Below are 22,322 nucleotides of genomic sequence, written 5' to 3'. Positions count from 1 at the left end.
CCAAGGTAGAGGCAGGCAGAGGTAAATCTGGTCCCTTTTTGGAAGCTGCGAGACCGTAAGTACTCTAAACGTATTATTTTCTATGGTGCTAAGAGAACTATTTGCTTAGCCTAACGGCCATGACTAGTAAGTCCACCCACTATTGCTAACCTCCCTGTCTTAGAATATATTCATAAAGCTGTTTGCCTAAAACAAGGAGTAAGTATGCAAAATAATAACAAAAAATTGGAAGAAAAACTCGTTAAAACTTCCATAATAATTGGTCTAGGAAATTTAATAGTATCCCCGGTTTATTTAATTGATTCTAAACTTGGTTTAGCATTTACTATCGCAGTAAACGCCTTTCTAATACAGCAACTTCATAATATAGGCAAGAGCAGAAGACCAGGCTCCAATGCACTAAATAGTATTAATACTTTTTTCTCATCAAAAGCTGCTGCAGAAAGTTCAGAAATTGAAAATGCCTTCAGAAATATAATAAATGGCGGTGATGCAGTTTATAATGAAGTGTCTAATTTTATGAGGAAATCTCAATAAATTATTGTCTAAAACCAAACCAATTTGCAAAGCGCTTTCTTAACTGTTGAGCTACTATTAGTAGATGGACTCTAAATTGCAAGTAGCCTAATTCTGCCAAGGAGGTTTAATGAAAGCGCTCGTATTTCATGACATTGGTGATATTCGCTATGAAGATATAAAAAAACCGAGAATAGAAGATCAGTATGATGCCTTGGTCAAGGTCACGACATCAGCGATTTGTGGCACTGACTTACATTTTATCCGGGGGACAATGGGCCCAATGAAATCAGGAACAATATTAGGCCATGAAGCAGTCGGTGTTGTCGAGGCTATAGGTAGTGAGGTCAGGAATTTAAAAGAAGGTGACCGAGTGGTTATTCCTTCTACCATTGCTTGCGGTTATTGCGTCATGTGCCGGAAAGGTTGTTATTCACAATGCGATGTAGCTAACCCAAATGGCCCGACAGCCGGCACCGCTTTCTATGGCGGGCCTAAAACAACAGGTCCTTTTCATGGTTGTCAGGCTGAATACGTACGTGTTCCTTTTGCAAACAATAACTTAATTAAATTATCAGATGCGATTTCAGATGATCAAGCCATCTTAGTTTCCGACATTTTCCCAACAGCTTATTTTGCTGTAGATAATGCGCGAGCAAAACAGGGTGATATCGTCGTGGTTTTAGGCTGCGGGCCGGTTGGCCAATTTGCAATAGCAAGCAGTAAGCTACGAGGCGTATCAAGGATTTTTGCGATTGACTCTATCCCATCACGTTTAGAGATGGCGCGCTTACAGGGCGCAGAATGTATTAATTTTAATAAAGAAGACCCTGTAGCCGTGATTGAGGATTTAACGAATGGTACCTTAGCTGACGTCGTAATTGATGCAGTAGGTATTGACGCTTGCTCTCCAAAACATGGGCCTGCCGCTAAAAAGACTAAGCAATATCAAGCTGAATTTGAAAAAGAACTAATGCAATTAGCACCAAATGCTTTAAGCCAAACTGAGCACTGGGTACCTGGAAATGCACCAAGCTATGCGCTTAGAGAAGGGGTACAACTAGCAGCTAAATGTGGCACTATTTCTATTGTTGGCGTTTATCCTCCTAATTTTAAGGTTTATCCTATTGGCGAAGCAATGAATAAAAATCTAAACATAGTTATGGGTAACTGCCCTCACAGGGCCTATATTCCCCAACTACTGGCATTAATTGAAGATAAACGCATTGATCCTTTAACTATCTTAACGCAAAAAGTTGCCATAAGTAATGTGTTAGAGGCTTATGAGCATTTTGATAAGCGCGATGATGGCTGGATTAAAGTCGCGCTGCATGTACCTGATTAAATAATCATTAAACTTCTTAAAACTTAGGAAAGCAGCCTTAAAGGCTGCTTTAGGTTAGTGCTGTGCATACAAATTATCAACTGTATTAGGCCATTGGCTCATATCAGGCCAGTGATCTTTATTAAAACCGTGTGCTCTTTGTAATTTTTCTTTATCTATATTAAGGATAAAGCACTCTTCCTCTTTGTTATAGCTAATACTTTTCCAAGGAAAAGCAAAGTAATCATCACCCATGCCCATAAAGCCACCAAATGACAGCACGACATAGCGAGTTTGGCCTGTAAATTTATCAAGAACAATTTCTTCAATTGTTCCTAAATCATCTAAAGTAGGAGATTTTACTTCTTTACCAATCACATCCTCTGTCCTTACTACATCTTCTGAATGATTCTCTATCATCTTGCTCTCCTTGTCATTTAAGTTATTAAGCCTTTTAAGTATATAAGTTATTTTACAGATAATTGAGAAAACAGATTTTTAATACTTAAAATAACACGCATAATATTTACGGAATCTAAATTAAAAGATTAGTTCAATATAGGTCTTATTATTGCTAATCTAATTTAAAAAATAGCCTATTTTTAGTAACTATGCTTAGGGAATAACGAGCGCTGAGCTCGTACAAGGATAGAAAACATGAGAAAAAATAATCGGTTAAGTAATTTATTTAATAAATTTGCTACTCTAAGTTGTAATCTAGCAGGCAGCCCTTGGTCCTTTTTAATTGCGCTGCTATTTATTCTTGTTTGGGCAATTACCGGGCCTATCTTTAATTACTCAGATACCTGGCAATTAATCATTAACACTGGGACTACCATTATTACTTTTTTAATGGTTTTTTTAATTCAACATACTCAAAATAGAGACACGAAAATTTTAAATTTAAAATTAGATGAATTAATTAAATCGCAACGTAATGCGAATAACTCTTCCATTGATTTGGATAAATTAGATGATGAGGAATTAAAAATTTTAGAAAAAGAATATAAGAAATTGTGTAAAAACAAAGTAATAAAATAAATTATTAATAATTATTTAATTTACTCATTCGCCAATTAAAACTAGAAAAATACCAACTGCGCCTAATAGAGTTAGTAAGAAAATCTTAGGGGACGCTTGCTCTTTCAAATAAAAAATAGAAAAAAGAAAAACAAATACCATTGATGTAGAACGAAGCGCAAGCACCGGGGGCGTTCTTGAGTAAGTAAAAGCCCAAATGGCAATACCATAACATACCCCTGCTAATAGCCCCGCAAAAATATAACTTGTGTTCTCTTTAGCGACTCTATAAAGCTTAGGTTTATATAAGAAATACATAGGTATAAACAAAATTAACGCTTTAATGAAAAAAAGCCAGCTAATATAAGCTAAAGGGTGATAGGTGTTACGAACGCCAAACGTATCAATAAGGGTATATGAAAATATGAATAAACTGGTTACAGCTGCATAAAGTATGCCGCGCATACTAATAGCATGGTCATCTTTGCGCGCAAAGGTAAAGCTTATAATCCCAAATGATAGCAATATGACGCCTAGATCAGCAATAATTGTTACAGGCTTTTGTAGAACAAAATGCCAAACGAGTAATGACAGTAGCGGCGGTATGCCAATAGCTAACGGATAGACTCTATTAATTAAGCCATGGTTATAAGCATTACTAAGAAAAATAATATACCCTGTTTGGACTAATGAACTGGCTACTATGTAATATAAACTCGACAAGGTCTTAATAGGAAACAGCAGCGCCAAAGGAAGTGCAATCAAAAATTGCGGAATGACCATTAAAGTGACAAAAATGACACGATCACTCGATTTTTTAACATTAATATTCCAAAATGCACTACCAACAGCAGCCAATAATACAATAAAAAGACTAATTGACTTTAAATCCATATCCTTTCCTTAGCGATTTTAATTAGCCGTGTTTTTACTCTAAGATGATTAGTTTAAGTTATTAACGAAAGATATACGCTAAATCAATTATAGCTGATGCCATAACTACTCAACTTAAACGCACGGGATTTTATTCATGAAATTGTTAGAAAAAAATATCATTGGCGCCTTTGGTGAACAAGGAAAGTTGTGGTTACAAAGCCTTCCTACTACGATCAATACCTTATCAGCAGTATGGTCGCTGACTGCGCTTAAACCAGTTAACAATATGACATGGCATTATGTGGCTAAGGGGATGAAAAATAATCAACCTATTGTATTAAAAATAGGTTGTGATCAAAAAACGACTGCTGATGAATACCGCGCATTAATGCATTTTAATGGCCATCGCTGTATTCAACTTCTCGCTGCTGATTTAAATTATCAAGCATTATTGCTCGAACAAGCTATACCAGGAACGTTATTAAAAAATGCGTCTGATTTGTCCTTCAATGAAAAAGTTACCAGCTATGCTGGTGTTATTAAAGCGCTAGCCGACCTCCCTCTACCGCAAGAAAACCAGTTTATTCATGTGAGTCATTGGTTAAGGGCCATTGATAAATTAACAACAGAGCATTTTGCGCAATCTTTTATTGATAAAGCTTACACACTACGCTCTAGCCTATTAAACACCGCAACGTCAGAATATTGCTGTCATGGTGATTTGCATTTAGAAAATATTATAAACCATCAAAGTACTTGGCTTGCCATTGATCCTAAGGGAATTATCAGTGAGCGCGGATTTGAAGCGGCTGCTTACGATTTAATCAGCCAGGAAGAATTAAGCCATTATCAGCAAGACAGCATTCACATTATTCTAGAACGAATAAACGTGCTTGCCCATGCCATTGATATTGATATTAATCGCTTAATAGCTTGGGTATTCCTACGAGTTATCTTGTCTGCGCAATGGTTTATTGAAGATAAGGGCGATCCCACTCATATGTTATCTTTAGCTCGATTTCTTTATCCTTTAACCTGATACTTTTTTATCAACTATACTTGAGCTGTTTAGAAGTCTATTGACTAGACTCTAGACTATCGCTGACTAGAAAAGGAAAAGCAATGAAGCTTACGGAAGAAAATAAGCAGTCGATGTTGCATGATTTAAACGTAATCCAGCAAACAATCAAACTAACGGTAAATAACTGTGTGCAGATTAAAGAGCTAGATGAGTGGATAGATAATTTCAATCAGCTAAAAAATCAGTTTACAGCGCCAGACAATAGCTTAAAACCTACCCATTACTTTGCCAAAGCAGCGACGTCTTCTCTTAGCAATCTAGGAGAGCTTATCAATTTACTACGCGATCTCTACCAAGGCAAAGTAAACACTTACCTGCAAGAAGCACTAAATAATGCGGAGCTAAGTGTCGCCATTACTCCAAAAGATAAAGACGATCCACATAGTCGCAAAACATTAACTATTAATATTCAAATAGCAGCAACAGTAATCGATAAATATGCTCATCTCTTAGAAATAATTCTAGGGCAAAATAACGTGTCAACTAATCAACAAGCGCTCGTTTTAGATGCTTATAATAATCTTATCCAATTTAATGATCGACTAGAAAAGCTTAAGCAGTCTCGATTTTGTACAGGCTTTAAGAATCTGCTTACCGAAGCTGAATATTATATTAAGCTTCATAATAGCAGAGCCTGTTGTTTCGGCATGTTTAAGAATAAACCTTCGCAGCAATACTATGCTTTAATTAATTGGTTTTTTAATTTAAGTGAACAGCCTCTTTCAGCGCATGAACTGGCTGGCGCTATTTATGCTATTCGCGATCAAATCAGTAAAATAAACTCAGCAGGCGAGCGTGATGCAATTCGCGATAGTTTAGATAAACTTCTTAAAGACAATGATTATCCTATGTATTCTAAACAAAATACTAAGGATTTATTTAAACAATATATTCAACCATTTATTAAGCAAGCTGACACGTTAAGTTTAGCTTGGCCTGCATCATTTACGAGTTATGCTAATGAAGTTAAATCATTTACTGCAGCAGCAATTTAAAGATGACAATAAGTTGGGAAGCATTGCTTCCCAAGTCAGGCTTTAATCAAACTGAATTGTATAAGAATAAGAACCAGCACCATCGTATTTTGTACCAATATACCGAATGCCACTGCAAGTTGCTTTGACTTTAGGATGGTTCATATAAGGTCCATCTTTAATATCTAGAATGCACCAATTATAATTATCATAGGCTACGGTGACATGCGCATAGCCGCTACGGCAAGCAGGTGTATCACGTAACTCAAAGCTTCGCGGACTAATGACTTGCATAAAAATTTCTGGTGATGTATTAGCATCAACAATGTAAATACCTGGATGGGTTGCATCGCTTAAGCGAAAATAATCTTTATAACCACACAAGCTTGGATTTGCTTGCACAGACATAGCAGATAAACCACAACATAAAAACATCGCTATTTTTCTCATAAATTCCCTACTCCTTTTATTAAAAACATAGGCATGCCTATAATACGTCTTAGAAAGCGAATAAACCAAATGTTTTTTTATTCAACATAGCTGATAAGAATATGTCAAGACTAAATTACTATGAATAAAACTATTATTCTGATTATTGTGGCGTTTGCTATGTTTATGGAAGCAGTCGATACTACCATTATCAATACTGCTATTCCAGTTATGGCGCACAGCTTAAACGTAAATCCCATAGACTTAAAGCTTGCCTTAATTAGTTACCTCTTAAGCTTGGCAATTTTCATTCCTATTAGTGGTTGGCTAGCCGATAAATTCGGTGCTAAAAACGTGTTTATGACAGCCATTGCTATTTTTACTCTAAGTTCAATTTGGTGTGGCTTTACTCATAATCTTGCTGAATTAATTGCAGCACGCTTTATTCAGGGTTTGGGCGGTTCTATCACCATGCCTGTGGGCCGATTAATTATCATTCGTACTTGCGAACGACATGAATTAATCAGCAAAATGAGTGTGGTCATTATGGTTGGTGCTATAGGCTTAATGATAGGGCCTGTCCTTGGCGGCTTCATCACAAATCATTTTTCCTGGCGCTGGATTTTTTGGGTTAATGCGCCAATTGGCGTGCTTACTCTTGTCTCAGCAAATCGTTTATTGCCTGATATGCCGCCTAGTCAAGTTCATCGGCTAGATAAAATTGGCTTTGTTCTGTTTGGTACCAGTCTTGCCTTCTTAACTTATGGATTAGCAAGCTTTAGTGAATCGCATACATCTGATTTACGTTCAACGATAATCATAGGGGCCGCGCTATTCTTACTAGTCATTTATGCTTGGCATTCACAAAATAACGCTCATCCCATCGTTAAAATTACTTTGTTAAATACAAGAACCTTTCGCATATCTATTATTGGCAACTTAATTTGTCGACTAGGTTTTGGCGGCATGCCTTTTCTTCTCCCTTTGCTGTTACAAATTAGTCTTGGTCTATCTCCTCAAACTTCAGGCCTTTTATTAGCCCCTATGGCTTTAGGTGTGGTAATAGTTAAGCCTTTATCCGTTTATATTTTACGCTTATTAGGCTATAAAAAATTACTCATTTTAAATACTTTCCTCGTTGGCCTGTCTTTATTTTCTTTTTCATTAATCAATGAATACTCAACTATTTTAAACTTAGGTATTTTAACGTTTATTTATGGCTTTCTTATTTCCTTACAGTACACCGGGATGAATTCCCTTGCATATGCTAATGTAACACCGGCAGACCTTAGTGCTGCAACAAGTATTATGAGTACAGTTCAGCAATTATCACAAAGTTTTGGCGTTGCTATTGCGGCTATTATGTTACGTATTTTTACGCCTTTTCCTAGCAATATCACGCTTACTTTAATGACATTTCATCACACTTTTATTGCGCTAGCTTTGATAACGTGTTTATCTACATTAATTTTTATTCAATTGAAAAAAGAAGACGGCCAGGAATTAACCGGCGTTGCAACTTAGAAAATACAAGCTTAATACCGCGCCTGCTTGCAGCAACGAATCTTCAATATTACAATCTTTTTGCTATTAACGTGGTTTTTAACTAATTAACTGTTAAAGCCTATCAATCATAATTAAAATAGTGTGCTCATCATGTTAAAATTTTCTTCTTTTTTATGTTTAAGTTTAATTGCTAGTACAGCTTTTTCAGCAAAACCATGTTGGTATAGGCATAGCTGTTTAAAGCTAAATAATCAGTATGAACAAGCCATTAGGATTGATTGTAATGGCCTAGAACAGATAGAAGCCTTAGGAGGCGCGCAAAGTTCTATTCAATTAGATTTAGGCTATGGTGATGGACTTGGTGCACCAGACCCAAGACAAATTTATTGTAAGCTAACCTATATAAATGGCAAATCTAATAATGTATTTAATTTCAACAACCCTTATTGGGGCTCAGTTATAGACTTTCACCTAGTTGCAGAAAAACGCCTTGAAATCCAAGTCTCAGATGGATGGAGCTCAGCAAAAACCCACTATACGTTTACCTGGTAAACTAATGCGCGGTACGTAGGGTTTTAATTATGCAATAAACCCCATTCCTACGTACCACGGCTTGTCCGCAGTATCCATTTCTCTATTCTATAGCGAAGATGCAAAATTATAATCAAGCAACGGGGTATGCGATATTAAGATATCTTGCGTGCTATTTAAATACACAGCAAAGCTTATTTGAATAGTGAAACAGCTGATTAATTGGGTTTAACAAGTAATTTATTCATGTTATTTTAAGTGCTAGCAGCTATTCAAGGAGAGAAGGAATGAAATGCTATGCCTTAGCCACTTGTATTAATTCACCTAAAGTTACGTGGTCAATTCCTGATAGCTCAACGAATTCTAATGGTTTTTTTATAAGACGATTTTTGGGACGAATTAAGGAAGATATTTCTGCATTGTTATATCACTTACCTCTGGATACATGTCAAGGTTTTCAAAAAGAAGGCTACTACTTATACGGGCAAAGAATATCCTCTGGCTTCTATGGCCTTGCTTGTGATACTAAATTAAATGAAAAACAACTTACCTATCTTTCTTTTTATTTGTTTTCGTTGCATATCGAACCTGACTTAATAGCAAGCGATCTTTCCATGCACACTCAAGATCAAAAAATCATGCACATTAAAGCGGAGCTAGAAAAGACAAAAGAGATTATGAAGCAAAATATTGAAAAAATCTTAGCTAGAGGCGAACAAATTGAAGAGCTAGTAGCCCACACTGAAAAGCTTAAAGAAATGTCGTCACAACTATCTTTTAAATTCCATTATAAAACCAAAAAAGAAGCGAATGACTTGCCTCATTTTTGCAATTTAATTTAATTATCAATCTCTCTTCATGATACCATGTTGTATTTTGGTGATTAATAGCGTTGGTGTTGACGATGAAAGAAATTATCCTAGCTACGACTAATCAAGGAAAAATTGCGGAATTACAAGCGTTACTTTCACCTGTTCATTGTATTAGCCAACTGAGTTTAGGCATAGAAAGTGTTGCGGAAACTGGCCAGAGCTTTATTGAAAATGCCTTAATAAAAGCACGTCATGTTAGCCTTGTCGCTAATAAACCAGCATTAGCTGATGACTCAGGTTTAGTGGTTCCAATACTTAAAGGTGAGCCTGGTATTTACTCTGCACGTTATGCCGGGGAAAAGGCCTCTGATCAAGAAAATATAAATTTACTACTAGAAAAATTAAAAGATATTCCAACAGAGCAGCGGCAAGCATTTTTTTACTGTGCCATTGTTTTAGTACAACATCCTAACGATCCAACCCCGTTAATTGCTTGGGGATATTGGCACGGGCTGATTGCACATGCTAAAGCGGGCAAACAAGGCTTTGGGTATGACCCAATTTTCTATATACCTGACTATCAATGCACAGCAGCCCAATTGCCTGCTAATATAAAGAATAAGGATAGTCACCGTGCTCAAGCTTTAGCGCAACTTCAACAGCAACTTTTATCATTATGACTGCAGAAAATGAATTATTTAAACAGGCAAATCAGTTTCACCATGATAACCAATTGCCACAAGCCATTGGTTTATATGAACAAATTCTTAAACAAAACCCAAAGCACTTACAAAGTTTACACTTCCTAGGCTTAGCGCAAGCACAGCTTGGAGACACAGCACAAGCTATTGAATGTTTTACACGCGCATTGGATTTAGAACCTAATAGTCCTATTATATATAATAATTTAGCAAACACTTACAAAAAATTATATCAACTTGACCAAGCTATCTTTTATTATCAAAAAGCCATCGATTTAGCGCCTGATTATGCCCAAGCACATAATAATCTGGCCAGTATTTATGCGATGCAAGGCTTAAATCAGCAAGCTCTACACCATTATCATCTTGCCTTACAAGCTGCACCTGATTTTGCGGCAGCGCATTTTAATTTAGGCTTACTTTTCTTAAGCCAACAGAATTTAGATGCTGCTCGTATTCAATTTCAGAATGTTCTATCTTTAAATCCTAAATCCATTGAAGCCCAATTTTATCTCGGCGTACTTGCACTAAGCGCTAATGATTTAACGCAAGCCGAGCAAGCTTTCCACCAGGTATTATTGGAAAATAGTAATCACGTTGATGCGCTGACTAATCTTGGCGTGATTGCAGTTAAACGTGAGCAAGGGCAATTAGGAATTGATTATTTTAGTAAAGCGCTTGCATTAGATAATGAGCATGTTGAAGCACGTAATAACTTAGCTGCAACCTTTATGCATCATGATCGCTTCGAGAATGCACTGATGCATTATGACTATCTCTTACAAAAAGATCCTAATAATATTGAATATTTATACAATAGTGGCGTTGCGCAAATGGCTCTAGGGCATCTCAATGAAGCCATCAGTCATTTTGAGCATTTACTCAATCAACAAAGTGATCATTTTGCAGCATTAAACAACTTAGCTGCGATTTATATTCGCTTAAATGACAAAGAAAAAGCACAAAATTTATTATCGCAAGCTTTAGCTGTTAATCCTAACGACAAAGCCAGCCAACACATGTTAAATGCCATCGCAGGCTTAAATAAAAATACTGAAACAGCGCCTGAGTATGCTACTAATTTATTTAATAATTATGCCTTGTATTATGATCAGCATGTACAAAAATATTTAAAATACACCATACCTAACCAAATCTTAAATTTGCTTGGTGATTTAGCTATTTCGCCTCGACAGCGCACCCTTGATTTAGGGTGTGGAACAGGATTAACTGGCCAAGTATTACGTGATATGACCCAAACGCTTACTGGCGTTGATATTGCCAAAAAAATGCTTGATTGGGCACGCCCTAAGGGTATTTATGATGAGCTTGTTGAAGCTGAAGCGCTTGCTTACTTAAGCAATACCAAAGACTCTTATGACTTGATTGTTGCCGCTGATGTCTTACCCTATTTTGGTGAGCTCACACCTTTATTTCAGCAAATTAGCCAGCATTTAACAGCCGAAGGCTATTTTATTTTTACCACAGAAATTAGCTCTATCATGCCTTGGCAGCTGCAAACAAGCGCTCGCTTTAGCCACCATGAACACTATCTTGAACAATTAGCAGAGACCAATTCGTTACAAATTATAGCTAAAAAACAAATCATAGCACGCCAACAAGATGATCATCCTTTGCCAGTTTTATTAGTTGCAATGCAAAAAAACCCTCACAAAGTTTTGAATTAGCTCAGGATTAATTTTATTATCTAGCTCAATCATCCGTCATTGCGAACAATGTGAAGCAATCTAGTCTAGATCTTTAACTACAAATGCCTCTAGATTACTTCGCTAACGCTCGCCAAGACGTATTTTTCTCCATCATGAGAATTGGTGAGAGTTGCATTTTAAGTTTGCCTATTATTTTTTATTTCTTAGTCAGGAAGCTTCATGAGCTATTTAAATCATCGTTTAATAAATGCTATACCAACTCACGCTAAAAAGGCTTTTGGCTACTACCCTGATATGATTGTGTATCAGCATAATAACAGTGAATATAGAGAACACTGGCAAAAATTAGCCAAGGCAAAATACATTTATACCGATGGCTATGATTTAAAGCCCATAGGCCCTGTTTCTTACCTGTTTGAAGTGATTAAAGGTTGGCTAGGATTTACAAATCACTGTGAGCCCCGTCACGTGCAACTGTCTTTAGGTAAATTTGCTTATTATGGTTACTTACAAGGATTCTCTCAACACTTACAGCAATTAGCTCATTATAAACTACCTTCTGATTATCTAACCCTTGTGCAAAAACCGCGCGAAAATACCATATCAAAAGCGCTACAAGATTTGCTAATTAATTATTATTTAACCAGCGCTGACACGATTCCTCAAGCCCTAGAGATTCCCCCTATGCATTCTAAATATGCTTTTGGTGAATGCTTTAAATATATTGATGCATGGGCAGAGATTCCCAAATTAGATCCGCAAAGCTTGCAATTAATTGCTGATACTATTAATCAATTAGAGTTTGATGTAAATCCAAGGCAGTACCAATTTATTGACCAAAGCCAATACGCACAAACCGCAGCAGAAATCTATTTTGGTAAAGCGAGAAAAGAGAAGGCAAGCTATTTATATAATTGGTCTTGGTTTAGTAACGCTAAGCCCCTAACCCAATGGTATTTGCAACGCGCTATTTATTTTAATAAAGAGATAACTCATCAAGACTTACCTCTATTTATTGACTATTTTGTAGAGCTAAAAAAATTTAGCCAAGCAGCCGATTTAATTAAGCGGTTATCTAATATACCCCAAGCTGTTCATTACTTCACTGCCCATTTTACAGCAGTAGAGCAATTACAATTCATTGAACCGGACACAGTATTAGCCCAAGCACTAGCCCAATATTACTTACAAAAGCCTACCCCTGAAAATTTAAAACTCGCCGCCCAATTTGATACTAATTTAGCACAACATGACCCCGTAAACATGATTAAGTTATTGATTGATAGCAAAGACTACAATAACGCCTATAATTTGTTTTTAACCCATCAAAATCGCTATACATTTAGCACTTCTGACTTAAAAGTATTGGCGAATTATTTTGATGCAACCGGTGAGAGCACTTACGAAGAAGGACTAAAACAGCGAAAAGCAAGCAATTGGCCAGAGGCCGTTTTATCGTACGGCCAGAGTTTAGAAGCCAAAGAGAAAGCATTTAAACTGCAACCTACTAAAGAGAGGCAAGAACAATATTATGTTCATATGCGCCTTTATGCGCAGGTTATTATTGATGCTGATATCCAGCAGCACGAGATAAAACACTGTGACTTTAATCAACTTGAGGAAGCAATTAACTTATTAAATCAATGCGCCTCCAAAGACTTAACTAGCCAAGAAGAACAAAAGCGCCACTGCCAATTATTAGTTACCGGCTTAATGCGCCAGGTTGATTATTTAACCAATCTCTTTTCAGTACCTGTCACTTATGCCCACGATCGCGACACGCGCAACCAACACCAAGCCTTACATAAAGATAACTTCAATCTTGCCATCAGCAAACTTAATTGTATTATTCAATTACTAGCTCATCATTGTGATAAGGCACAGAAGAAAATACTAGGTAAGGCTTATTTCTTATTAGGGGATATTTCTTATTTCTTTAATCTACCCTCTTTTTCGCCTAGCTATTTTGAAAAAGCGATGGAAACTGTACCTAATAATCCATTTTACTTACTACGCTGCAGCGAAGTATTTAGCGAGCGTAAAGAAAAATTACAAGCGCGCGCGATTCCACTACTAAAAAAACATGGTTTTGAGGTCTTAGACTATTGCCATTGGGACGAAGACCGCTGGGAGAAAGAAGAGCGGTATAAAACGAGCCCTATTAAAGATATTCACTGTTTAGAAAAAACTGAAAGCACTACGCCAATATTTAGCTTTACCTAGGATTGCAGGCTAGCAAACCTACAATCCTAGTAAATCCTTAAAAAGGGATAGGCAGCGTTTTTTCAATCCTAAGCAACTCTTGCTTAAACAACTGCTGAATAAGATTTAAACTTGTGTGATCTTGGGCTTCAAAACGAGCGACCAAACAAGGCGTGGTGTTAGAAGCACGCACAAGTCCCCAGCCGTGTTCAAACTCAACTCGAATACCATCAATTTTTATAATTTTCGCCATATTAAATTCGGCTAGTTCACTAAACCGCTGCATAAAATTAAATTTATCTTCCTCACTAATCGTAATTTTAATTTCTGGCGTATTAACACTGTCGGGTACAGTTAAGAATTGTTCGTCAACCGATAAAGGGCTTTCACTAATTATTTCTAATAAACGACAAGCACTGTAAAGCGCATCATCAAAGCCATACCACCTATCTTTAAAAAAAAGATGACCACTCATCTCGCCAGCCAAAGCTGCTTGCGTACGCTTCATGACATCTTTAACAATGGAATGCCCAGTAGGGCACATTTGGGCATGCCCGCCAGCAGCTTCAATCACATCTGCTAAATGCGAGGAGCATTTCACATCATAAACAATGGTTGCACCTGGATTAGATTTTAAAAGGTGACGTGCATAAAGCATCATTAAGCGGTCAGGCCAAATCACTTTACCCGTGTTTGTTACCACGCCTAGCCTATCAGCGTCGCCATCAAAAGCAAGGCCAATGTCTGCCTGCTGTGTAGCAACAACATGTTTTAAATCAGTTAAATTTTCTTCAACAGCGGGGTCTGGATGATGATTAGGAAAGCGGCCATCAACTTCACAATACAAAGGAATAACCTCACAACCAAGCCTTTGAATCACTTCTGGGATAATAGCGCCCGCGATACCATTGCCACAATCAACAACTACCTTTAAGCGACGCTTTAATGTGATATCGCTCGTAATGCGCGCCATGTAATCAGGTAAGACGTCTAGCGAATCAGCAAGTCCTGGGCCGTCAACAAATTCATTATTTGCAATTAGATTATAAAGGATATCAATATCTGCTTGAACTAATGTTCTGCCCGCCAAAACAATCTTAGTACCGTTGTAGTCAGCAGGATTATGGCTGCCTGTTATCATGACGCCACAATCAATGCCATACTGATGAGTCGCAAAATACATAACCGGGGTTGGGGTCTGACCTAAGTCGGTGACATCTATACCGCTATCAAGTAAACCTTGTTTTAAAGCTAATGCTAAGCTTAGACTCGTTAAGCGTCCATCGCGAGCAATCACTATTTTTTGACGCGCTAAGGCATGCATACGGCAGCCAATAGCACGGCCAATACTGTAGAAAGCATTCTCGTCGAAACTATCATCAATAACGCCGCGAATATCATAAGCACGAAATACAGCGCGATTTACTTTTTTAGCTTGATATTTCATCATGCTCTCCCTGAACTACCAAAGCCACTTTCGCCCCGATCTGTTTCAGTAAATGTGTCTACTACTTTAAATTCAGCTCTTACAATAGGTAGAAAAACCAATTGAGCAATGCGATCACCTGGATGAACCGTGAAATGCTCTTCGCTGCGATTCCAGCAGGAAATTTTTAATTCGCCTTGGTAATCAGAATCAATTAAGCCAACTAAATTACCTAACACAATGCCATGCTTATGACCTAAGCCAGAACGAGGTAAAATCACTGCAGCTAAATTAGGATCAGCAATATAAATTGCTATCCCCGTTGGCAATAAAACTGTCTCATTTGGTGCAATTTGTAATGACTTATCAATACAAACTCGCAAATCAAGGCCCGCTGAGCCTTCCGTTGCATACGTTGGCATAGATAATGTTTCTTTAAGGCGTGAGTCAAGAATTTTTAATTGAACAGCTTGATTCATAAGTTTTATACCTTTTCGTTAAAAATTGTCATTTTGAATAGTTGCAGCTAGAATTTCAATAATTTGACCAGCTAAGCGAATTTTATTTGCTGGTGTTAATGCAATTTCTGACTCTGCTGTTAGTATGGTTACTTCATTATCATCACTATCAAAGCCAAGACCCGGACCTACTTGATTAGCAATAATCATATTTAATTGTTTTTTAGATAATTTCTGTTTCGCATGCTCAATGACCTGATTGGTTTCTGCCGCAAAGCCAACCACGTAACGCGCTTTTTTACTTTGAGCGACCTCAAACACAATATCAGGATTAAGAATTAGTTTAAGATTTAATGATTCATTGGTCTGTTTTTTTATTTTTTTATCCTCTTGTGTTACCGGCCTATAATCTGCTACTGCAGCACAGCCAATAAAAATGCTTTTTTCGGATAAATGCTTCATGACCGCCGCATGCATTTCAGTCGCTGAATTAACGCTATAAAATTTCACCCCAGGCGGAATAGGAAGCACCGTTGGGCCACTTATTAAAGTGACTTTAGCACCTGCTACCGCTGCTGCTTGCGCTAAGGCATAGCCCATTTTTCCTGAACTATAATTAGACAGGTAGCGTACCGGGTCAAGTGCCTCCCGTGTAGGGCCGGCTGTAATTAAAACGTCATAGTCTCGTAATAATCCGTAAACTGTATGTAATCTTATGGTATTGATAATCTGCTCAACTTCACTTAAGCGCCCAAAGCCATGTTCACCACACGCTTGTATTCCTTCATCTGGGCCAATAAACAGATGACCCCGGTCTTTTAAAATTTTAAAATTCTCTTGTGTCGCTTGATGTTTCCACATGCTTTGATTCATAGCCGGGCAAATAAAAACCGGAGCTTCAATGACTAAATAAAGGGTTGATAATAAATCATCGGCGAGACCATGAGCTAATTTAGCTAAGCAATTGGCTGAAGCTGGCGCAATGATTAGGTAATCAGCCCAACGAGCTAATTCAATATGACCCATCGCCCGCTCTGCCTGTGAGTCAAATAATTCCGTACGCACTTCATGCCCACTTAACGCTTGTAGCGTGAGCGGTGTCATAAATTGCTGCGCTGAATCGGTCATTACAACGCGAACTTCGGCACCAAGACGCGTTAACTCTCTGATTAAATAAGCCGATTTAAACGCGGCAATGCCACCACAAATCCCTAAAAGAATTTTTTTGTTAATAAAATCTTGCATCATCGACTGTTTTTAAATGAGAATAGCCTTGATCAAACCACAAACCTCGCTATAAAGGAATAACTAGAATGAATTTGTCAACAGCGCCTTTGCGCCTGCGTGAAAAATTATTAATACAAGGTGCTCATTATTTGTCCGATACAGAATTACTCGCTATCTTTATTAGCTCCGGAAATAGTAAAAAATCCTGCTTACAATTAGCCTATGATGTCATGAAACAATTTGGTGATCTGCGTACGCTACTCAATGCAGACTTCAGACAATTTAATCAGGTAGCAGGCTTAGGCTTAGTAAGGTACTTACAATTGCAGGCTAGTAAAGAAATCTGCCGCCGCAGTGACTTTATTTCACTTAAAGAAAAGATAACGTTGACCAATAGTCATGAAACGTATACCTTCCTCAAACGCCAATTACGCGATAAACGTAATGAAACGTTTTCTGCGCTTTTTCTAGATAGCCAACACCAAATCATTCATTATGAAGAGCTGTTTCAGGGCACGATTAATGCCGCTAATATTTATATTAGGCCCTTAATTGAGCGTATTTTAACGTTAAATGCACAAGCACTTATCCTTGCTCATAACCACCCTTCAGGCGTATCTGAAGCAAGTCAGCCTGATGTAGCAATGACTAAACGACTACGCAGTGCTTTAAATTTAATTGATGTACAATTACTTGACCACTTAGTGATTGGTGACAATGAGGTATTTTCTATTCTTAACAAAGTTAAATACGTCTGCCATTAGACTTGCCGAAATACGACTATACTTAAGATAGCTTGGCTTTAAGGCAATTAATATGGACCACATATCCCGCTCTAAGATTCTTGAATTATCTACCGAACAGCCAATTGGACTTATTTACTCTAGAGCCGATTTAAATCAATATTTAGTTGAATTAATAACGTTTAAGCGAGCTGATTATCTTCATGAAGGTGAGAATCTTGCCAGTTTTTCTACGGTTGATGAAGCAGTTCGCAATGCGCGTGAATCTGGAGCAACTTGTTTTTTTCTTTGTTTAGATAACACGTATGATGAATGTGGCTCACTGCCTGCAGAAGAGCGATTTAATTATCTACCTATTGAGCCTAATAACGAGGTTCAATAATTTTCGAAAAGCGATTGATAAAGGACTTAGCATGACACAAACAATTGATGTACTTATTGTTGGGGCAGGCCCCGTTGGTTTATTCTGCGCTAATGAATTACATCGACAAGGCATACGCTGCCGTATTATTGATAAAAAATCAGCATTAAGTGATAAATCAAAAGCGCTAGCTATTCATATCCGTACATTAGAAGTACTAGAAGATTGTTATTTTATCAATGATTTTCTTGAAAAAGGATATAAAGTTCATGGCGTTTTAATTAAGTCAAATGACACAGTACTTTCTGAAGCAAATTTTGAAAAATTAGGTACTAGTTATGATTTCTTAATCGATTTACCACAAAGTGAGACTGAACAGATTTTTTATCAAGGACTGGTCGAAAAAAATATCAATGTTGAATGGCAATCTGAATTAATTTCCTTTAAAGAAGGCGAACCCCTTCTAGCTTTTGTTAAAAAGGCTGATGGTCAAACCGAAGAAATTGCTGCCAAATGGCTTATCGCTTGTGATGGCTCACACAGCACCCTGCGTGATTTGTGTCACGCACAGTTCCAAGGTGCAGAATATAAAGAGCGCTGGTGGCTGGCCGATGTCCATATGAATTGGACGATACCAGAAAATAAAATAATCATTTACGTAAGCCCCAATGGACCGCTAGCTTGCTTTCCTATGGGCAATCAGCGTTACCGCTTTGTGATGACCGCGCCTCTTAACAAATCAGATCAACCTACTTTTGAAGATATCGTTGATGTTTTTAATGAACGAAGTTCCGATCCAGGTAAGCTTTTTGATCCTGCCTGGATATCTGCTTTCTCCATTCATCATCGTCAAATTGATAAATACCGTTACGGCCATGTTTTCTTCTGTGGTGATGCGGCCCATATTCATAGCCCTATGGGCGGTCAAGGCCTCAATACAGGTATCCAAGACACCTATAACTTAGCATGGAAATTAAATTTAGTAGTTAAAGGCTATGCTAATGAATCACTATTAGACACTTACCATGAGGAACGTCATCCCATTGCTAAAGCAGTCTTAAAAAAGACAGACATCATGACGAAATTGTTCACGATTAAAAATAAAACATTAATTACGCTTCGTAATAAAATAGCGAGTAAACTTACGTCTTATGATGTCATAACCTCCCCTATTCTCCAGGACTTGGCACAGCTTGATATTTCCTATGCTAAAAGTTCTATTGTTAAAGCACATGGACAAAAAACACGCTTTAAGCTTGGTGAGTTTATTCCTTTACTTACTTTAAAGTCTTTAAGGCACCGTAAGGCATTGCCCCTTGAGAAAATCTGTCAGGATACGCTCCACCATGTGTTTGTTTTTTTAAAGGCAAAAGAGTGGAACGAAAGTATTGATAAAAAATTAATGGCTTTAGCAAAAGATTATCAGGATGTATTACAGGTACATTTAGTCATAACCGATGCATTAACCAGCGCCTCAGAACTTTCTTCAGTATGGATAGATGAAAATTATATTTTACAAGAGCGATTTAATATCAAGCAGTCGGCGACCCTAGTTATTCGTCCTGATAAATACATAGGCTTCATTGAATCACCGTTTAATATGGAGCAGCTAGAAACTTGGCTAGAAACTATTTTTAGTATAAAAACAAATCATGAGTAAGGTATCTTTTACATCCCACTGATATTTTGCGAAGGTGTTACATTATCGGGCTCTTGTTTTATAGAATTTAGCGCGCTCTTTATGGTGACGGAAGGGTATGTTTGTTGCGTTTGGCTGGTTAGAAATTGATTATATTCTGGGTGGGTCTGTAGCATCTGTGCAAGAGCTTGGAATTTATTAGTCATCTTCTCTATTAATTTTTGTTTAGTGGGTACATCTTCAATAGTATCTTCTATCAGTTTAAAGAATTTGTCTTGATTTTGAAGCATTTGTTGCCATAAGGCATATAGCTCTAATTTATTTTCGGCTGTGGTCAAACTGTCGTGATTAAAAATAGTTGTCTGCCAAGAGGCTGCATCAAAATGTTTAGGTCTATGAGGATTATTGAGATCGTCTGCGGTAAAAGAATAGTTATTAGCTGCTTGGCCTGTAAGGGCAAAGACTAAGCTTGCAAGTGCCCCATCATTGTCAATTTTGATAAAATGTCCCTGAGTGTCAACGCCGAGATTATCAGTTCTAAGGTCAGCTTCCTCCAGGAACATGCATAAAAATAAGGTTGGTAAGACACCTTTAAAGCCCTGTTGTTCTAATAAAGCACGTGATTCGGCTTGATTTAAATTCTGAAATCCTTCACTTTCCTTAGATAAGGCATAAACTGACTGTTTATCATCGCTAAACATGTAGCTAGATTGAGGTAAATGTGGGCCAAGAAATAGTCGCAGGGTTTCGCTAACAAAGACTTCCAACTGGACCCGCGTTAACTTGGAAGTATCACGTTCTTTGGCATACCATACTGCACTACGATCACCTGCCTCTGCCAATTTATAGACACCTTGACTTGAATTGGAGGCAAAGGTATTTCCAGTTGAGGGCAATATTCTTTGCGCGTCTCTCATGAGAAACCGATTTGGCGTTGTTTGGTAAGGCCTTAGATTAGAGGGCTCGGGGTTTGTAGCGGAGGCAGAAAGGACAGGGGGGGCAGCTGAAACAGGAATATCCAATGATTTCACTTTTAAACGTGCTTGAATATTTGAGGAAATAAAGGTAATTTTATCTTGTTTATTTGCAGGCTCCTTAAGGTATGATTTGACTAATTTTTCCTGCCCGTTTGCCGCTTCTTTTCGCTGATCTGTTTTTTGCTGCAGCGGCTCTAATGATTGAATTGCAAGCTTTTTAATTAAATCTCCTTTTGGATATAAATTTTTTTCTTCTAGTTCTGCTTTAATTGTCTCAGAATCTTTAAATGCGGAGGTTAAAATAATTTTATAATCGGATGATAAAAGAGCTGGAAAGACTTTATCAATGTCTTTTGGAGGGAAATCCCAATCTATGATAAGAGACTTCATGTTAAATCACTTTAAAGCGCGCCATCTATTTATTATAGAACCATTTAATAAAAGTATTTGGGGCCTCTTGACAATTCACATTGACAACTATAAAAAGACACAAGCCATAGCCACTACAAGAACCTAATTATGCTTCAATCTATCAAATCGTGTAGAAAGCCCGCTAAAATTGCCATAATACGAGCTATAACCCTAATAACCTGTTAATCTATTAGAATAGAATTGCTTTCTTCCAATTAATAGGACAACTTATGCGCTTTTTAATTAGTTTACTTATACTTGGAGTACCCTTTTATACTACTGCGGATACCATTAATCATTATATTAATATTTTTAATAATATCCCCAAAATGGAAATGAAAGCAGACCCGCAAGCACAAGCTTGGGCACGTTCAGCAAGAAATATTTTAACCCTCACTGATGAAAGTATTGCTGAGACGTTAGTACAAGGAAATGAATTGGCGAAAGGCCAAGGTAAGCCCCTCTTTTGTCTACCAGGAGGCATTAATCTAAATGCAAAAACTTTGCACGATATTATTTTGCGCACTTACAATGGTATTTCAAGCCAGCAAAGTGATAAAGACAAGATGACTGTATCACAAATTGCCTGGCTTGGTGTCGTACAAGCCTACCCATGTCACAGCACGCAAGCACCACCAGGTCTAGGTTTTAATAAGCAAAACCAAACCATGCAACATATAGAAGGAGGCGCTTAATTGCCTCTGGAGTGAAGCACGTTCTACCTAATTCGTCATCTATGGATACAGGAATCACACCACAATATTTCGTTTATTTCTTCAACCTAATTTACTTAGGCGTGAACATGTAGCCTGGGTGCAACGAAGTGAAACCCGGGTTCCGGCCCTTTGGGCCTGCACTCAGGCTACGTTTACTTATTTCCATTCCCTCGAAATACCGTGGCTTGACCACGGTATCCATCGCCGGGCCACGCCCTTTTTATAATACTTACTGGTTAAATTCTTCGAATGCTTCTAGTGCTTCTGCGGCATACATTAATGAAGGGCCGCCACCCATGTAAACTGCCATGGATAATGCTTCTATTAATTCTTCTCGGCTTGTTTGTAATTTAGCTAAGGACTGTGAATGAAAACCGATACAACCTGGACAGTGATTAGCAACTGCTAACGCCATAGCAATGAGTTCTTTTGTTTTTTTATTTAAGGCACCATCTTTACTCGCAGCTTGTCCTAATGCTGAGAAAGCAGTCATTACTTCTGGCATCTCTTTACGCATTTTAGCTAACTGCGTATTAATTCCCTTAGTTATATCATTAAACTTAGTTGACATTGATTTAAGCTCCTTATTAACGTGAGTTTAATATAAACGAACGTTATCCCGTAAAAGGCACAGCATTTATACGAAATCCTTATTCAAATTTTTGTTTAATATAAAAATGTAAAACTATCTTTAAATTAGCAAGCGTACTGTAAAACATCTA

23 protein-coding genes are annotated in these 22,322 nt (G+C 37.5%); 15 read left to right on the top strand and 8 right to left on the bottom strand.

The features are described from left to right. Nucleotides 1-204 precede the first annotated feature (204 nt). Together DYE47_RS02085 and DYE47_RS02080 are read left to right on the top strand one after the other, a co-directional pair. Nucleotides 205-537: a hypothetical protein gene (locus DYE47_RS02085; protein WP_115301680.1), complete on the top strand. Its 333-nt coding sequence runs from the start codon at nt 205-207 to the stop codon at nt 535-537. Nucleotides 538-646: 109 nt separating this feature from the next. Next, nucleotides 647-1,861, top strand: a complete 1,215-nt coding sequence (locus DYE47_RS02080) for a zinc-dependent alcohol dehydrogenase (protein WP_115301679.1) — start codon at nt 647-649, stop codon at nt 1,859-1,861. Nucleotides 1,862-1,915: 54 nt separating this feature from the next. Here DYE47_RS02080 and DYE47_RS02075 read toward each other — a convergent pair whose 3' ends face one another. After that, nucleotides 1,916-2,260 carry a PRC-barrel domain-containing protein gene (locus tag DYE47_RS02075; RefSeq protein ID WP_115301678.1) on the bottom strand — a complete coding sequence of 115 codons (345 nt, stop codon included), beginning with the start codon at nt 2,258-2,260 and terminating at the stop codon, nt 1,916-1,918. A 237-nt stretch (nt 2,261-2,497) separates the two neighbouring features. On the opposite strand from DYE47_RS02075, the gene DYE47_RS02070 reads away from it, so the two are divergent. Beyond that, the gene (locus DYE47_RS02070; protein ID WP_115301677.1) at nt 2,498-2,881 is read left to right on the top strand and encodes a low affinity iron permease family protein; all 384 of its coding nucleotides are present in this window, start codon (nt 2,498-2,500) and stop codon (nt 2,879-2,881) included. Between the two features lie 24 nt (nt 2,882-2,905). Here the strand turns inward: DYE47_RS02070 and DYE47_RS02065 are convergent, their stop codons facing one another. Then, nucleotides 2,906-3,754, bottom strand: a complete 849-nt coding sequence (locus tag DYE47_RS02065) for an EamA family transporter (protein WP_115301676.1) — start codon at nt 3,752-3,754, stop codon at nt 2,906-2,908. A 136-nt stretch (nt 3,755-3,890) separates the two neighbouring features. Here DYE47_RS02065 and DYE47_RS02060 point away from each other — a divergent pair, with 136 nt between their 5' ends. Both DYE47_RS02060 and DYE47_RS02055 read left to right on the top strand, forming a co-directional pair. Further along, nucleotides 3,891-4,775: an aminoglycoside phosphotransferase family protein gene (locus DYE47_RS02060; protein WP_115301675.1), complete on the top strand. Its 885-nt coding sequence runs from the start codon at nt 3,891-3,893 to the stop codon at nt 4,773-4,775. 83 nt (nt 4,776-4,858) lie between these two features. Continuing rightward, on the top strand, nt 4,859-5,812 hold the full coding sequence (locus DYE47_RS02055; protein WP_115301674.1) for a hypothetical protein: 954 nt from the start codon (nt 4,859-4,861) through the stop codon (nt 5,810-5,812). 42 nt (nt 5,813-5,854) lie between these two features. On the opposite strand, the gene DYE47_RS02050 is transcribed toward DYE47_RS02055, so the two are convergent. Then, nucleotides 5,855-6,241, bottom strand: coding sequence for a hypothetical protein (locus DYE47_RS02050; protein ID WP_115301673.1), 387 nt, complete (start codon nt 6,239-6,241; stop codon nt 5,855-5,857). A gap of 120 nt (nt 6,242-6,361) precedes the next feature. Here DYE47_RS02050 and DYE47_RS02045 point away from each other — a divergent pair, with 120 nt between their 5' ends. The 6 genes from DYE47_RS02045 to DYE47_RS02020 all read left to right on the top strand — a co-directional run bounded on the left by DYE47_RS02045 (nt 6,362) and on the right by DYE47_RS02020 (nt 13,663). Beyond that, nucleotides 6,362-7,744: a DHA2 family efflux MFS transporter permease subunit gene (locus DYE47_RS02045; protein ID WP_115301672.1), complete on the top strand. Its 1,383-nt coding sequence runs from the start codon at nt 6,362-6,364 to the stop codon at nt 7,742-7,744. A 132-nt stretch (nt 7,745-7,876) separates the two neighbouring features. Further along, nucleotides 7,877-8,278, top strand: a complete 402-nt coding sequence (locus DYE47_RS02040; RefSeq protein WP_115301671.1) for a C2 domain-containing protein — start codon at nt 7,877-7,879, stop codon at nt 8,276-8,278. A gap of 266 nt (nt 8,279-8,544) precedes the next feature. After that, nucleotides 8,545-9,099 (top strand): R-SNARE family protein, encoded by a 555-nt coding sequence (locus tag DYE47_RS02035; protein ID WP_115301670.1) that lies wholly within the window; start codon nt 8,545-8,547, stop codon nt 9,097-9,099. Between the two features lie 62 nt (nt 9,100-9,161). Then, complete coding sequence (rdgB, locus tag DYE47_RS02030; RefSeq protein ID WP_115301669.1) at nt 9,162-9,749, top strand: RdgB/HAM1 family non-canonical purine NTP pyrophosphatase; 588 nt, start codon at nt 9,162-9,164, stop codon at nt 9,747-9,749. Next, on the top strand, nt 9,746-11,458 hold the full coding sequence (locus DYE47_RS02025) for a tetratricopeptide repeat protein (RefSeq protein WP_115301668.1): 1,713 nt from the start codon (nt 9,746-9,748) through the stop codon (nt 11,456-11,458). The genes rdgB and DYE47_RS02025 overlap by 4 nt, the downstream gene beginning before the upstream one ends. Before the next feature lie 201 nt (nt 11,459-11,659). Continuing rightward, on the top strand, nt 11,660-13,663 hold the full coding sequence (locus DYE47_RS02020) for a hypothetical protein (protein ID WP_115301667.1): 2,004 nt from the start codon (nt 11,660-11,662) through the stop codon (nt 13,661-13,663). Between the two features lie 37 nt (nt 13,664-13,700). On the opposite strand, the gene DYE47_RS02015 is transcribed toward DYE47_RS02020, so the two are convergent. From DYE47_RS02015 to coaBC, 3 genes are read right to left on the bottom strand one after another with little or no spacing between them, the layout of a single operon-like run. Then, nucleotides 13,701-15,089: a phosphomannomutase/phosphoglucomutase gene (locus DYE47_RS02015; protein ID WP_115301666.1), complete on the bottom strand. Its 1,389-nt coding sequence runs from the start codon at nt 15,087-15,089 to the stop codon at nt 13,701-13,703. Beyond that, on the bottom strand, nt 15,089-15,547 hold the full coding sequence (gene dut, locus DYE47_RS02010) for a dUTP diphosphatase (protein ID WP_115301665.1): 459 nt from the start codon (nt 15,545-15,547) through the stop codon (nt 15,089-15,091). The genes DYE47_RS02015 and dut overlap by 1 nt, the downstream gene beginning before the upstream one ends. 18 nt (nt 15,548-15,565) lie before the next feature. Continuing rightward, a complete protein-coding gene (coaBC, locus tag DYE47_RS02005; protein WP_115303983.1) occupies nt 15,566-16,771 on the bottom strand; it encodes a bifunctional phosphopantothenoylcysteine decarboxylase/phosphopantothenate--cysteine ligase CoaBC in 1,206 nt (401 codons plus the stop codon). A 68-nt stretch (nt 16,772-16,839) separates the two neighbouring features. Between coaBC and radC the strand changes: the two genes are divergently transcribed. From radC to DYE47_RS01990, 3 genes are read left to right on the top strand one after another with little or no spacing between them, the layout of a single operon-like run. Further along, a complete protein-coding gene (gene radC / locus DYE47_RS02000) occupies nt 16,840-17,517 on the top strand; it encodes a RadC family protein (RefSeq protein ID WP_115301664.1) in 678 nt (225 codons plus the stop codon). A gap of 52 nt (nt 17,518-17,569) precedes the next feature. Continuing rightward, complete coding sequence (locus tag DYE47_RS01995; protein WP_115301663.1) at nt 17,570-17,878, top strand: hypothetical protein; 309 nt, start codon at nt 17,570-17,572, stop codon at nt 17,876-17,878. A gap of 31 nt (nt 17,879-17,909) precedes the next feature. Then, nucleotides 17,910-19,517 (top strand): FAD-dependent monooxygenase, encoded by a 1,608-nt coding sequence (locus DYE47_RS01990; RefSeq protein WP_115301662.1) that lies wholly within the window; start codon nt 17,910-17,912, stop codon nt 19,515-19,517. 8 nt (nt 19,518-19,525) lie between these two features. Here DYE47_RS01990 and DYE47_RS01985 read toward each other — a convergent pair whose 3' ends face one another. Then, on the bottom strand, nt 19,526-20,863 hold the full coding sequence (locus DYE47_RS01985; RefSeq protein WP_115301661.1) for a hypothetical protein: 1,338 nt from the start codon (nt 20,861-20,863) through the stop codon (nt 19,526-19,528). 251 nt (nt 20,864-21,114) lie between these two features. Here DYE47_RS01985 and DYE47_RS01980 point away from each other — a divergent pair, with 251 nt between their 5' ends. Next, nucleotides 21,115-21,579, top strand: coding sequence for a phosphatase (locus DYE47_RS01980; RefSeq protein ID WP_115301660.1), 465 nt, complete (start codon nt 21,115-21,117; stop codon nt 21,577-21,579). Nucleotides 21,580-21,829: 250 nt separating this feature from the next. Here DYE47_RS01980 and DYE47_RS01975 read toward each other — a convergent pair whose 3' ends face one another. After that, a complete protein-coding gene (locus DYE47_RS01975) occupies nt 21,830-22,171 on the bottom strand; it encodes a carboxymuconolactone decarboxylase family protein (RefSeq protein ID WP_115301659.1) in 342 nt (113 codons plus the stop codon). Nucleotides 22,172-22,322 lie beyond the last annotated feature (151 nt).

Origin of the sequence: Legionella beliardensis, from assembly GCF_900452395.1 — a bacterium.
Taxonomy (GTDB): Bacteria; Pseudomonadota; Gammaproteobacteria; order Legionellales; family Legionellaceae; genus Legionella_C; species Legionella_C beliardensis.
Note: the sequence above shows the minus strand (reverse complement) of the source record. Positions and strands in the feature narration are given on the sequence as shown.

Coding starts and splice junctions, on each gene's coding strand:
- DYE47_RS02085 (WP_115301680.1), top strand. CDS start 205: ATGCAAAATAATAACAAAAAATTGGAAGAAAAACTCGTTAAAACTTCC.
- DYE47_RS02080 (WP_115301679.1), top strand. CDS start 647: ATGAAAGCGCTCGTATTTCATGACATTGGTGATATTCGCTATGAAGAT.
- DYE47_RS02075 (WP_115301678.1), bottom strand. CDS start 2,260: ATGATAGAGAATCATTCAGAAGATGTAGTAAGGACAGAGGATGTGATT.
- DYE47_RS02070 (WP_115301677.1), top strand. CDS start 2,498: ATGAGAAAAAATAATCGGTTAAGTAATTTATTTAATAAATTTGCTACT.
- DYE47_RS02065 (WP_115301676.1), bottom strand. CDS start 3,754: ATGGATTTAAAGTCAATTAGTCTTTTTATTGTATTATTGGCTGCTGTT.
- DYE47_RS02060 (WP_115301675.1), top strand. CDS start 3,891: ATGAAATTGTTAGAAAAAAATATCATTGGCGCCTTTGGTGAACAAGGA.
- DYE47_RS02055 (WP_115301674.1), top strand. CDS start 4,859: ATGAAGCTTACGGAAGAAAATAAGCAGTCGATGTTGCATGATTTAAAC.
- DYE47_RS02050 (WP_115301673.1), bottom strand. CDS start 6,241: ATGAGAAAAATAGCGATGTTTTTATGTTGTGGTTTATCTGCTATGTCT.
- DYE47_RS02045 (WP_115301672.1), top strand. CDS start 6,362: ATGAATAAAACTATTATTCTGATTATTGTGGCGTTTGCTATGTTTATG.
- DYE47_RS02040 (WP_115301671.1), top strand. CDS start 7,877: ATGTTAAAATTTTCTTCTTTTTTATGTTTAAGTTTAATTGCTAGTACA.
- DYE47_RS02035 (WP_115301670.1), top strand. CDS start 8,545: ATGAAATGCTATGCCTTAGCCACTTGTATTAATTCACCTAAAGTTACG.
- rdgB (WP_115301669.1), top strand. CDS start 9,162: ATGAAAGAAATTATCCTAGCTACGACTAATCAAGGAAAAATTGCGGAA.
- DYE47_RS02025 (WP_115301668.1), top strand. CDS start 9,746: ATGACTGCAGAAAATGAATTATTTAAACAGGCAAATCAGTTTCACCAT.
- DYE47_RS02020 (WP_115301667.1), top strand. CDS start 11,660: ATGAGCTATTTAAATCATCGTTTAATAAATGCTATACCAACTCACGCT.
- DYE47_RS02015 (WP_115301666.1), bottom strand. CDS start 15,089: ATGAAATATCAAGCTAAAAAAGTAAATCGCGCTGTATTTCGTGCTTAT.
- dut (WP_115301665.1), bottom strand. CDS start 15,547: ATGAATCAAGCTGTTCAATTAAAAATTCTTGACTCACGCCTTAAAGAA.
- coaBC (WP_115303983.1), bottom strand. CDS start 16,771: ATGCAAGATTTTATTAACAAAAAAATTCTTTTAGGGATTTGTGGTGGC.
- radC (WP_115301664.1), top strand. CDS start 16,840: ATGAATTTGTCAACAGCGCCTTTGCGCCTGCGTGAAAAATTATTAATA.
- DYE47_RS01995 (WP_115301663.1), top strand. CDS start 17,570: ATGGACCACATATCCCGCTCTAAGATTCTTGAATTATCTACCGAACAG.
- DYE47_RS01990 (WP_115301662.1), top strand. CDS start 17,910: ATGACACAAACAATTGATGTACTTATTGTTGGGGCAGGCCCCGTTGGT.
- DYE47_RS01985 (WP_115301661.1), bottom strand. CDS start 20,863: ATGAAGTCTCTTATCATAGATTGGGATTTCCCTCCAAAAGACATTGAT.
- DYE47_RS01980 (WP_115301660.1), top strand. CDS start 21,115: ATGCGCTTTTTAATTAGTTTACTTATACTTGGAGTACCCTTTTATACT.
- DYE47_RS01975 (WP_115301659.1), bottom strand. CDS start 22,171: ATGTCAACTAAGTTTAATGATATAACTAAGGGAATTAATACGCAGTTA.